Here is a 12,170-nt window from a genome sequence, read left to right as displayed (position 1 = left end):
TCTAGGTATGAAGAAGCCCGCAAAACCGGCAGCTAAAAAAGCAGCAGCAAAGCCTGCGCCTAAAAAGGCTGCACCTCCGGCAAAAAAGCCAGCCGCAAAAGCAGCAGCTCCTGCGAAGAAAGCTGCGGTAAAACCAGCTCCTGCGAAAAAAGCTCCAGCTAAAGTGGCTGCAAAACCAGCAGCAAAAGCAGCTCCAGCTAAAAAAGCAGCAGTGAAGCCGGCTCCAGCGAAAAAAGCAGTAGCTAAAAAACCGGAAGTAAAAGGTAAATCTCAGCAAGGTCTTCAGAAAAAGATCCAGGATAAAATTGCAGCAAGCAAAAAAGCTTCTCAAGATAAAGCAGCTAAAAAAGCAAAAGAAGTAGATGCTAAAAAATTAGCTGAAGAAAAAAAGAAAGCGGCCAAAGCTCTGGAAGCTCAAAAGAAAGCTGACAAGCAAAACAAAGAAAAAGAGAAAGAAAAAGCAAAGGCAGCAAAGCTAGCTGAGAAAGAAGCAGCGAAAGCGGCTAAAGCAGCAGCAAAAGAAGCGGCCAAAGCACCAAAAAAACTTTCTAAGAAAGAAGAAAAAGAACTTCTAAAAGCGAAAGGCAAAAAAGGTGCAGTTGAAGAAGAGGAACTGGACGAAGACGGACTGCCGATCAAGAGACGTGTAGAAGAAGATGAAGAAGATGACGACTTCGAAAGCGATACTCCAAAAAGAGTAAAGATGACTTTCGATGAAGACATCGAAGAAGAAATCATCCCTGTCAGGAAAAAGAAAAGTTCAGCAATTGATGAAGATATTAAAGAAAACCTGGCGGAAGAAATTCTTGCCCTTTCTGAAGACTTTTCAATTGAAGATGTTTTCTCTTCTATCAGAAGTATGGAACTTTTCAAGGTTGAGACCGACGAGTGTGTAGTGCGTGGTTGTGATAACCCTTCTACAACTTCTGGATACTGCCGTTACCACTACATCAAACTTTGGAAAGACGTTAAGAAAAAACAACTTATCCTTTCTGAAGGAAGACTGGCTAAAATCATTGAAGAACTTGTTCGCAAGTACCCAATGAAATACATTGAAACAATCATTCAGGATTTAGCTGATGATAAGGCCTTCAACCACGTTCTTAAAGATCTGGACATTGAGACAGATGCAGAAGAGATTGATGGATTTGATGATGACGAGTTATTAGACGACGACCAGGATATCGCGTTTGAAACTAAGGTTGTGAAGCCTTCTTTTGATGATTAGTCATTTTAAAAGAGAAATCTTGTAAAATAAAAAGGCTCCCGATGGGAGCCTTTTTTTATTTGAGGGCTATTCGCCTAAAAGCATATCAGCTTGCATTGTCAGTCCCACGTTTTCGCGTGTGACTCTGTAGAAGAACTTTTCGTTTCCAAACTCAGCTTCATCCCAGTCCAGAATATATTCATCCCAAATTTCATCTTCAGTGTCTTCGTGAGCAAAAAACTGATCGAAGAAAACACCGGCGGCATCAAACATGCTATCCATGATTTTACTGGCGTCTGTTTTTTCATTCAGGTCGCTTGAAAGGAAAAGGGTTGTTGGTGTTTCGAATTTATCCAGGCCGACGTATGAAATCACCAGTAGTGCTTCGTTCGGGTAAGAGAAACCGAATACCTCAAACGTTTTTTCGTCTTTTAAACATTTGTCGCCGTAGATGTTAAGTAGGATTTGTTTTAATCCATCGGCCCATTCTTTAGGGAAAAGAACCGCTTTAATGTCGTGGTCAAGGCGTGAAAACATGAGTCATCTCCAAGTGGAATTGAGAGACTGATTTAACAATAAAAGGGCCTCTTTGCAATGTTAATTCATGGTGTTTGAGAGGAGCTTTTCGATATCTTCGCGTTTTAACGTGATTAAAACGTCGCGGTCGCTGACGGCGCTGATATTGGTTGGAGTCACTCCGAGTTTACCATAGAGCCTGCGGTGGATCTTAGAAGTGTAAATATACACTGTTTTAATCGCCGGGTCCTGAAGCACCAGACCTGCGGCCTGATTGATAAGAGACTTCGAGAGTTTTTCTGCGTCGGCATCTTTTGAAACTGTCAGGCGCACGATCTCTGCCGATTTTTCACCGGGGTTTCTTTCGAGCTTTTTACCAATGGCCTTTTCCAGAGGGAGCAGGTCATCGCTTTTTCCAGAGATAACGACACCTACACCACCTTTAAAGTTCTGTGTGTCTTTGACTGATCCTGGAGTGTTGACGATCAGTTTTGTTCTTGGAGCAAAGTCCTGGCTTGATTTAATGAAGCCTTTGATTTCATCAGGAGTCAGGTTTAAGCGTTCAGAATAAATATCACCAACGAATTTCCAGTAATCATCGGGAAGGGATTTCATGTGTTGATCGCTTACGCGCTCAATTTTAGAAAGATCCATATAGGTGAATGTTCCCTGATCTTTGGTGGTGAATTCTTTGGCCCATTGGTTTTTTGCTAGTGGAGTGCTTTTTAAATTCGCTCCGATTTGTGAAGAAGCAGTTGTGGTGCTTGTGAGTTGTGGAGTGAATTTGGCCTTGTAAAATTTAAGCACTGGCCCCGGAATTTCCGGAGCAACGGCCATGGCCCATCCCATGGAAGCGATAAACATTGAGTCCTGGTATTCTGTTTTACAATCAGAGAGCGCCTGGAACTTACTTGTGTCGGCAGAGACAAAATATTTCTGCTCTAGGTTTTTGCAAGTCTCACCAAGCTTCATGACTTCTGCGGTTTGAAGTGCATTGGTTGAAAGACCAACAGCTGCTCGTGAGAGCCATGCGGCTTGTTCGATTTCTTTAGCGGTCAATCCCCAGCGAAGAAGTTTTGCACCAAGAGCACCCTCTAATCCAAAGACGCCGGCGCGTCCCCATGGCCCCAGTAAAAAAGGAGCAATGAAAAGAGATGTTTCAACTCCGGCCTTCACCATGGCATCGCGCTTTCTTTCCTTTTCTCTTTTTTGAGAAAGAGAGCAAAGCATGCCTTGTTTATCAGCAGGAGGAGGAATCATTTCAAAACGATCCAGTAAATCATCGACGATCTGCGGGTGATTTGATGTTAAGTTCTCCAGGTATTTTTTAGCGTAGGCCCCATTGTTTTTATGAGTGAGTGGAGCATTGCGATCATTTAAGTAACGTTCATAGCTGTAAACTTTATCTAAAAGAGTTTGGGCCGTTTCACGGCTGGCATTTTTCACCAGGTTCTTAACATCATTTGCTGGAACAGGAATATCGTCGTTCTTAAAATCCTGCACGCGTTTTTTAATATACTCTTCAATACCCGAGTGACTCAAAATTGGCCTTTTTGCCAGAAGAAGTGCTTTTGATCTTTGAACCATTGCCAGTTGATCTTCCAATTCCATTCTGCGAACGGGGCCGCAACCACCATTGCTTGTATAACAGTATTGTAAGCGTGCCTGAACGGCGCGGATGTTGATTGAAAGTTGATAAAGCGTTTGAAAGTCTTCTTCCGTTCCTTCCCATTCTTTTTTGATTTGTGGTTCGAGTTTTTTATTATTCATCTCGCGGCCATCTAAATAGCGGAACATATCAGCGTAGAGATCTTTTTTCTGGCGGTAAATTTCCTGGTGAGTTTTGATTTCACCTTCAATCCACAAATAAGTGTCGATTGAAGACAGGGCAGAAGGAATCACTTCGCCACTTTTTAGAAGGGTGTTGTTACAGGGAGCATTTCCCAGAGCGCTTTCCTGGCAAAGGGGGCTGGTCCACGCGTTATTTGAGTAAACTAGAGTGATAAGGGAAAATAGTAGGATTTTAAGAGTCTTCATTGGGGATTTTATCGGAATTTGACGAATTTTGTTGAGTGAAAAAGGCCCTTTAGGTAGGCAAAATAGCAGTGGTGTGGTTAAATGGGTGCACATTTTTACTTAAATAAAAGGAGACTAATATGAGCGTTTATATTCTTTCAGGTGCCCGCACTCCAAATGGTAGTTTTATGGGATCTCTTAGCGGGGTTTCTGCTCCAAAGCTAGGGGCCGTGGCTATTGAAGCTGCTCTTAAAAAAGCTGAAGTTGATGCTTCGAAAGTAGACGAAGTCTTCATGGGGAACGTTGTGAGTGCAGGTGTTGGACAAGCTCCAGCTCGCCAAGCTGCGATCTTTGCTGGTCTACCAGAATCAGTTCCATGTACGACTATTAACAAAGTTTGTGGTTCAGGACTAAAAACAATTATCACTGGTGCTCAGACAATTATGGCCGGAGACAACAAACTTGTTGTTGCTGGTGGAATGGAAAATATGTCAATGGCACCACACCTTCTAATGAATTCAAGAAATGGATTTAAGTTTGGTGATGCTAATATGAAAGACGCGATGGCATGGGATGGTCTAACAGACGCCTACGCTAACGTGCCAATGGGTGTATGTGCTGAAGAAGCAGCAAAAAAATACACTAACCGCGAAGAGCAAGACGCTTACTCAATTGAGTCTTTTAAGCGCGCTCAAGCAGCAATCAAAGACGGAATCTTCAATTCTGAAATTGCAGCAGTGACAATCAAAGGACCAAAAGGGGACACGGTTGTAACAACTGATGAAGGCCCGGGAAAAGCTAACTTCGAAAAAATGCCATCGCTAAAGCCTGCTTTTGATAAAAATGGAACAATTACAGCGGCAAACGCTTCGACAATCAATGACGGAGCAGCGGCCATCGTTTTAGGTGGTGAGGAATACAAATCACAAGCAAAGTTTAAAATTGTTTCATACGCTAGCCACGCTCAAAGCCCAACATGGTTTACGACTGCTCCAGTTGAAGCTGTTAATAAGGCCCTAAGCAAAGCTGGGCTTAAACTTGATCAAATTGATCTATTTGAAGTGAATGAAGCTTTTGCAGTGGTTGCACTAGCGGCCATGAAAGAGTTAAAATTAGACCATAGTAAAGTTAACATTTACGGTGGTGGAGTGAGTTTAGGTCACCCTATCGGATGTAGCGGAACCAGAATCGTTGTGACATTGATGACAGCAATGGAAAACAAAAAAGCGAAATATGGTATGGCCGCAATCTGTATTGGTGGTGGAGAGGCACTTGCTCTAGTACTTGAAAGAATCTAGTACTTCATTCATTTTTAAGGATTGTCATGACGACAGGAACAGCGGCGGCCCAGAAGAAATCAGGAATTAAAACTCTGGCCCCAGGGCAGATTCTCTTTAACGAAGGCGACGCCGCTGATTCCATGTACATCATTCAAAGAGGACAGCTACGACTGTTTCGCCCGAAAGGAAAAGGCTTCGTAGAAATTGCTGTTCTTCGCTCGGGAGAGATGTTGGGTGAAATGGCCTACTTCGATCCTGAATCTAAAACAAGAAGTGTTTCTGCTTCAGCAATCACGTCAGTTGAAATCATCGAAATTTCTTTTAATGCTCTTGAAAAAACCATGGCGGGATTAAACCCATGGTTCAAGACGTTGATCAATACGTTAGCTGAGCGCCTGAGAAAGACTAATGAGAGAGTCAGAGCATTGGAGAATAACTCGGTTGGGTTTTCTTCTGACTACAGGTTCTTTCAGTCGGCAGACATCGTTAAGATGCTCTCTGTGATGTTTTTAACTTTTAGAAGTTTAGGTGAAAACAGAGATGGGAAGTGGTCTTTAAATTACAACAAACTTAAAACGTATGCGCTGGACATCTTCAACATCAATGAAGCAAAAATGGAAGAGTTCATTCAGCTTTTAACAGATGAGAAGCTTATTGAAGTGACAGTTGATGAGATGGATTCATCAAAAGTTTTCAGTACCCGCGAACCGGATACATTCAGAATGTTCCAGGTTTTCTTTAATACACAAAGATCTCTTCGCGATGAAAAGAAGCTGATCATTACTCCCAAGTGTGAAAAGTTTTTAATTAAAGTTATGGAAGAGTGTGACGCGCTTCCAGTTGTCGATGGAAAAGTAGATCTTGAAATCTCAAAGATCGCAGCTCACTTCAAGCAATACAATATGGGAATCACTCTGGATGATTTCGAAGGTGCTAAAAAAGCAAAGTTCTGCGGAGAGTACCGCATGGGCGAAAACGGCAGCATCAGCACCACTATCAATATTGATTACCTAAGAAAAATGTATCCGGTGATCAGGTTCATGAACGCCCTCAACCGTGTTAACGAGTCGAAGGCGAAGACGAATCCTTAGATTTAATTACTATTTTTTGAATTATACAGAACGTTGATCGTATTTGATGACGTGTTCTGAATTTTATAATTTCCATTCAGACGGATAAAATATCCTGACGTCGTTCCGCTTGGCATGTTGGCCACTTTGTACCCTTGATCCAGGGCCGCAGTGTACTGAAGTCCCATATAATCCCAACCATTTGTTGCTGATTGAGGAACAAGCGAGCCATTGATACGAACTTCGATTGTTGATGTGTTAGGTTCACCGTATTGAAGGTAAACATAACCGTAAGTAGTTTTTTCAGCATTGAAAGTGACAGTTAAACAGTTTGGATAAACGATTTTATCATTTCCATCTACACCATGAAGCTGGATCATTTTCCCAGTGAATGATTCACCTGGAGTAGGGTAGAAGCGCGTGTTTCTTGTTGCTGATACGTTATCAAATGTATATCCATCGCTCGGATTTGATTCACCTGTTCTGTTCGCCAAAATTTTACCATCTGAACGCACAACTCTGATTGTCGATGGATCGATAGAAGTTGAAGATCCTGTCACCGGCCAGTAGTCGTATTTATGTTTTAAGATACTTTCAGTGATTGAAGTCTGAAGACCGTCAAAGATATGATTAAATCCCACTGTACAAAGATCGTAGCTATCAAATGACAGACTATCCATTGGGTTTAAATGGTCGTTTGCTCTGTTCATACCGTTTGTGTACTCAGCTTTGTAAAGAGTATCTGCAACGTATTTATAACGTTGGTTAACAGCACCAACACCGTTAGTACATAGTCCTTTTGTGCTGCTCTTGATTTGTGAGATGTTAATGAATCTCATCATAAGAGAATTTAAGCTGTTACTGTTGGAATATCCAGTACCCGAACAGTTTGCATAAGAGTTTCCACGCATACAAAGAAGCTTGTTAATTTGAGCATCGACTTTTGCTTTCCATGTTGTAGTACCGCACTCGCCATATCCTGTTTCCAGTTCACAAGTGTCATCATCTTCGTTGGAAATCATAACAACGATGGTGTAGGCTTCATTTCTAAAAATTCCATTTCCACGGTTTGCTTCAATAACCTGAGTCGCGCGGTTGATACCCGGCTCTGCTGATTGATTGCTGGTTGTGAAATTTAAACTTTGAGCAGCTGTTGCTTTATCTTTCAGGATTCCCATTGCTGTCGTGTTAAGTCCAATCGGGTTTTTTGCTACCAGTTGAGCTTCGTAAAGCGTATTGGCATTTTGTGAAACCAGAGGAACTGAAAGGATGTGGTAATCGAATCTCTCAGGAATACTACTGATAAGAGAGTTCATAGAAGCTTTTGTACTGCTGTTAACTAAACTAAAACTAGAAGAGTTATCCCATAATAGGAGGATATCTACCTTAGGGCTGATGAGTGTTGATTGGGCACACAGTTTATTGGCCGTACTATCCAGGGCACTTAAACTAGTGTTCTGTGATCCTTTGTTGACCGCAAATTCTTCCTTTGCACAGGCAGAGAAGAGGAGAATCATGGTCATCATCAGTAGTTTGTTTTTCATAAATTACCTTATCCGTACGAAAGTTCACACGTCTTCATAAGACTATTCTTTAGACTTATCGGATTCTTAGGATATTTCTTGAGATAGTTGATTAAAATCCTCTTTAAAGGGCAAAATGTTCAACCTTTTTTTGTAATTTCAAAAAGTTAAAATAGAAGGATAGAGATGTATATAAAGATGGGGAGAACTATATGGTTAACTGGTATTACGTAGTGGGTAGCGAGCGCGTGGGCCCGGTCAGTGTAGAGGCACTCAAACAACTTTTTTTGAATAACGAAATCACGAATGAGACATATATCTGGAGAAAGGGTTTCCAAAATTGGGAGCGTTTAAAGGATGTCGCTGAACTTTCTTTTGAAGCAGAAGAACCGCAAGCAGAAGTCGAAACACCAATGCCAGCACCGACACCACTTCCACAAAGAAGAGCAGAAGTAAAAAAAGAAGGGCCCGTTAGAGAAGAAGAACCTTCTTCTCCAGACGTTCACTTCAATTTTGACTGGAGAAACACGAAGGATAATGATGAACTTTTCTTCGTGAGAATTGGAAAAGATAGAAAGGCAAGTGACTCAGACATTTTTGGGCCATACACGATGACTGAATTAAAAGAGGCCCTGAAGGAAAAAAGAATCAACCTGCAGACTTTAGTTTTTGCACCAGGAATGAGTGCATGGGTAAAGATTGAGGAGACTCCACTTAACAATCAACACCGTCCGGGATCAACATCAATCGCGCTTAATGAACAGCCCCTAATGCTGGTGTTTGATTATTCACCATTGCCACTGGTAACGATGGTAAAAAAAGCGGGAGTGAAAGATGGGGTGCTTCTTGGCTCAGGCCCATTTTTAGAATTCACTAATAAAACAGTGAAGGCTTCTCTTTATGTAGGAAGTGAAATTAAGGCCAGAGATGTGCAAGTGATTGTGCAGAACTACGATAAAAGAGATCAGTCGATTGAGTGTCTGTTTATGGACTTAAACCAGGACGCTAAACGAATCATGCTAAATCATGCAGTCTAGACGAGAGGCTTCTCATTTAGAATGGAAAAATCTCAGTGAAGAGGTGAGAGTGACTCACTTTTCTTCCGAGCGCCACGGGATGTATCGTCCTGAGCAAATTTATTTAAAACACATTCAAGCAAGAAGACCTGGCACAAATCCAGTGACCTTCTTTTTGTTTCATGACCTCTCAGCTTATCACGGGCGTTTTCTCAATTTCATCAATTGGTTTCGCGCTCAACATCCTAATGTGTCTTTTGTCCTGATGGATTTTTTAGGGCATGGACTCAGCTCTGGAACCCGTGGGCATATTGAGAAATTTGGCGATATCGCTTCAGACGTGGTGACAGCGCTGGAGTTGATTGAAAAAAGGCCGGATGAAAAATGGGTGGCCTTAGGTCATGGCCTTGGGGCACTGGCACTTCTGGAAGTTGCCAATCGTTTTGATGAATCCATTGAAGGGAAAATTGACAGTTATGTCGTTTCAAATTTTGTTTTAAATTTTTCTTCAATGATGCTCGAAATTCAAAATAAACTTTTATCCTCAGCTCTTCCTCTGGAAAACCTGATGAAGACAGTGAGACCAATGGAGATTTACTTGCCATCAATGGTGCTCACTCATCCAGGAGAACAGACAGCTTATCTGGAAGACCCGCTCATGATAAGAAGGCCAACCTTCCAAACTTTCCAATGTATTGGGCACAAGGTGAAGAGTATTTACCAGGATGCCTATTTTCTTGATAAACCAACTCTGCTTTTAAAGAGTGAAAGTCCGTACCTTTTTACGAGAGGGATGGAGTCATTTTCCAAGGGTTTTAAAAAGGGATTTTTGACAGAAAAGAAGTATCCAAATTTAAAACATGACTTGTATAATGAAAGAGATAATTTAGAAGTTTATAACGATATTGCTCATTGGGTCCAATCATGAAAAAGTCTTACTCTCTCTTTGTTTTATTTGCCATGGTTTTAGCGCTTAGTTCATGCGCGAATTTAAGTAAAAATACAGTGAAAGAGGGAAGCTTTGTCGTAAGAAACGGAACGGCCGGGGATAAGATCTGGAAAGAGAATTTAACTCTTACCAGAGTGTCTTGGTACCACGAACTGACGATGGAGTTTGACCTGATCATGGGAAGTATTTCTCCACAGTCTGGTTTTAACTTCTGGTTTTCTGCAGGGGAGCTGGCCGAAATCGGAAAATGCCAGGACTTCAAAGTCGTCATGGCCTATTCATCAGATACCAAGATTCTTCCATACTCAGTTTTAAACGAACAACTGGATCTTGCTGGTTATAAAAAGCTCGATCTTTTAACGTTTAAAAAACATTTCCTTCAACACCCGGACTCTGAAATGAATTCATTGCGTTTATATCAGGTATACGGGATTTGCCGTTCGGCCAACGAAACTAAACCACTGATTTTTAACTTCCCTGGCTTCACAGAAAAAGTAGTCAACTAAACAAAAAATTGGCTTAAGTTTTTCTTTAAATCTTCCGATATAAGATATCGGGAGCTTTAAAAAATGTCAGAATTAGCAAAACGCGATCGATTCGGACGCTATCTTATCCTAGACCACTTGGTGGATGGCGGTATGGCAAAGATTTGTCGTGCCCGCTTTTTAGGTGAGCAAGCGGACAAAGTTGTGGCCATTAAGATGGTTCAGCCGCAGTTTTCTAAAGATGAAGCTTTTAAAACCATGTTCATGGATGAGATCAAAGTTACCTTTGGTCTTCTTCACCCGAACGTTATTCAAACTTACGATTATGGTATGACCAAAGGGCAACTTTTCGTTGCGATGGAGTACTGTGATGGCCGTAACTTAAAAGAATACCTAGATAAATTAAAAGAACGCAAATTCGTTTTCCCGGTTGAGATTTCAACATACATTATCTCGCAAGCGTGTCAGGGCCTTTATTACGCTCACACATTCAGAGATAAATTAACGGGACAAGAAGCCAATATCATTCACCGTGATATCTCTCCACACAACATCATGCTTACGTATGATGGTGCGGTTAAGATCATCGACTTCGGTATTGCTAAATCACAAACAAACTCAGAGTCTACTCAAGCAGGGACGATCAAAGGTAAGCTTTCTTACCTGGCGCCTGAATACCTTGAAGGACTTGAGCTTGACCCTCGTTATGACCAGTTTGCTCTTGGGATTACACTTTGGGAAATGCTGTGTTCAAGAAAGCTGTTTAAAGAAAACAACGATCTTGCAGTTTTAAAGAAGATTCAGGAATGTAAAATTCCAGTGCCTTCTTCAATCAACCCGAACGTTCCAAAAGAACTGGATGAAATTGTACTTAAAGCACTAAGTAAGAACCGTTCTAAGCGTTACGAAAATCTTGACCAGATGAACCGTGCGCTCATGAAGTTCTTATATGCGAAATACCCAGACTTCAACGCGACTGACTTATCTTATTTCGCTCAGGAACTCTTCAGAGAAGAAATTAAGAGAGACCGCGAGAAAATGTTTGAGTTCGGTAAGATCGATATCAGACCTTATCTTGATGATCTAAGAAGAGAGCAAGAGCGTGGTGGATCAGCGGCTCCAGTTGTAGGAGTTAATGGCGGATCAGATTCTCCGGCGATTAAGAAAGAAGCAGTCCTGGACTTTGGTTTTGAAGACCAAGCTGCGATTAAGAAAAGAAATACCATCACTGTAAAGAAAACTTCAGTGACGCCAAAAGATAAGACCTTATCTGGTGACGACAATACAATGTCGAGAAGGATTGCTGATATTAATGACAGTACCATGACCAACCTGAAACAGGGGACAGGGACAAAGTCAAAAGTCAGCAAAGAAGGGACTAAGGTTTTAAAAGGCGAAAATAAAACAGATACAAGAAAGACTTCAACCAAAGCACAAAAGACATCTCCAATTACTTATGCGGCCTTGATCGCATTCTTATTGGGTGGTGCTTATTACTACTATGTAAGTTTCTTTGCAGAACCAGAACACGTGGCAGTTGCGGAGCCGGTTAAGACTCCAAAGGCCGATAAACCTGTTCGCCAGCCAGCGAACGATATCACTCCAACTGCACAGCCAGAAGGTGTGGCGAAGATGACGTTAAGTCACTTTGATAAGCAGAAGATGCAGGTTTTTATTGATGGCCAGGCACAATCAGTAGATTTATTAAACTCTATTCAAGTGCCGGTTGGAAAACCATTTGTTCTTCGTGTACAGATTGATGGCAAAAAGCATTTTATTAAAGAACTAAACCTTGCCAACAATACTTCGGTAGAGGAAGAAATTCCGGAAATGCCAAGTATCCCTTATGGGTATGTTCATACATCAAAAGATTGTGCTGTTTCAGGTGAAGTGCGCTTTGATATTTACGGTGAAAAACGAGTGAGTCCAGTTCCAATGAACGAAGACTTCGGTGTCGCTTTCCCGCTAAATCTTGATGAGTACGGAAAGGTTGCGCCTGCGACTTATGAGCTTTTCTTCAAGAAGACAGGTGAAGAGATTGAACGCAAGATTGAAATTACAATTAAGCGTGAAGATCAATCAATCGACCTGTGCGAGTACCTGTAGGA

Annotated in this window: 10 protein-coding genes; 7 read left to right on the top strand and 3 right to left on the bottom strand. The window is 41.6% G+C overall.

What is annotated here, in order from left to right:
- Positions 1 to 7 precede the first annotated feature (7 nt).
- Entirely contained in the window at positions 8 to 1,228 is a 1,221-nt protein-coding gene (locus AC6JA8_RS14965) for a hypothetical protein (protein ID WP_497974523.1), read from the top strand.
- A gap of 66 nt (positions 1,229 to 1,294) precedes the next feature.
- On the opposite strand, the gene AC6JA8_RS14960 is transcribed toward AC6JA8_RS14965, so the two are convergent.
- Together AC6JA8_RS14960 and AC6JA8_RS14955 are read right to left on the bottom strand one after the other, a co-directional pair.
- On the bottom strand, positions 1,295 to 1,744 hold the full coding sequence (locus AC6JA8_RS14960) for a hypothetical protein (protein WP_497974522.1): 450 nt from the start codon (positions 1,742 to 1,744) through the stop codon (positions 1,295 to 1,297).
- Between the two features lie 60 nt (positions 1,745 to 1,804).
- The gene (locus AC6JA8_RS14955) at positions 1,805 to 3,760 is read right to left on the bottom strand and encodes a hypothetical protein (RefSeq protein ID WP_497974521.1); all 1,956 of its coding nucleotides are present in this window, start codon (positions 3,758 to 3,760) and stop codon (positions 1,805 to 1,807) included.
- A 119-nt stretch (positions 3,761 to 3,879) separates the two neighbouring features.
- Here AC6JA8_RS14955 and AC6JA8_RS14950 point away from each other — a divergent pair, with 119 nt between their 5' ends.
- Together AC6JA8_RS14950 and AC6JA8_RS14945 are read left to right on the top strand one after the other, a co-directional pair.
- The gene (locus AC6JA8_RS14950; protein ID WP_491637423.1) at positions 3,880 to 5,037 is read left to right on the top strand and encodes a thiolase family protein; all 1,158 of its coding nucleotides are present in this window, start codon (positions 3,880 to 3,882) and stop codon (positions 5,035 to 5,037) included.
- A 26-nt stretch (positions 5,038 to 5,063) separates the two neighbouring features.
- Positions 5,064 to 6,110: a Crp/Fnr family transcriptional regulator gene (locus AC6JA8_RS14945; RefSeq protein WP_497974520.1), complete on the top strand. Its 1,047-nt coding sequence runs from the start codon at positions 5,064 to 5,066 to the stop codon at positions 6,108 to 6,110.
- Between the two features lie 2 nt (positions 6,111 to 6,112).
- On the opposite strand, the gene AC6JA8_RS14940 is transcribed toward AC6JA8_RS14945, so the two are convergent.
- A complete protein-coding gene (locus AC6JA8_RS14940) occupies positions 6,113 to 7,633 on the bottom strand; it encodes a hypothetical protein (RefSeq protein ID WP_497974519.1) in 1,521 nt (506 codons plus the stop codon).
- 191 nt (positions 7,634 to 7,824) lie between these two features.
- Here AC6JA8_RS14940 and AC6JA8_RS14935 point away from each other — a divergent pair, with 191 nt between their 5' ends.
- The 4 genes from AC6JA8_RS14935 (at position 7,825) to AC6JA8_RS14920 (ending at position 12,168) form a co-directional block, all read left to right on the top strand.
- Positions 7,825 to 8,649: a DUF4339 domain-containing protein gene (locus AC6JA8_RS14935; RefSeq protein ID WP_497974518.1), complete on the top strand. Its 825-nt coding sequence runs from the start codon at positions 7,825 to 7,827 to the stop codon at positions 8,647 to 8,649.
- Positions 8,639 to 9,556, top strand: coding sequence for an alpha/beta hydrolase (locus AC6JA8_RS14930; protein ID WP_497974517.1), 918 nt, complete (start codon positions 8,639 to 8,641; stop codon positions 9,554 to 9,556). The genes AC6JA8_RS14935 and AC6JA8_RS14930 overlap by 11 nt, the downstream gene beginning before the upstream one ends.
- Positions 9,553 to 10,083, top strand: coding sequence for a hypothetical protein (locus AC6JA8_RS14925; protein WP_497974516.1), 531 nt, complete (start codon positions 9,553 to 9,555; stop codon positions 10,081 to 10,083). Before AC6JA8_RS14930 ends, AC6JA8_RS14925 begins: the two co-directional genes overlap by 4 nt.
- A 63-nt stretch (positions 10,084 to 10,146) precedes the next feature.
- Positions 10,147 to 12,168 carry a serine/threonine protein kinase gene (locus AC6JA8_RS14920; protein WP_497974515.1) on the top strand — a complete coding sequence of 674 codons (2,022 nt, stop codon included), beginning with the start codon at positions 10,147 to 10,149 and terminating at the stop codon, positions 12,166 to 12,168.
- Positions 12,169 to 12,170: the final 2 nt, after the last annotated feature.

The sequence above is a fragment of the Bacteriovorax sp. HI3 genome (assembly GCF_059738875.1).
This window is presented reverse-complemented; position numbering and strand designations above follow the sequence as displayed.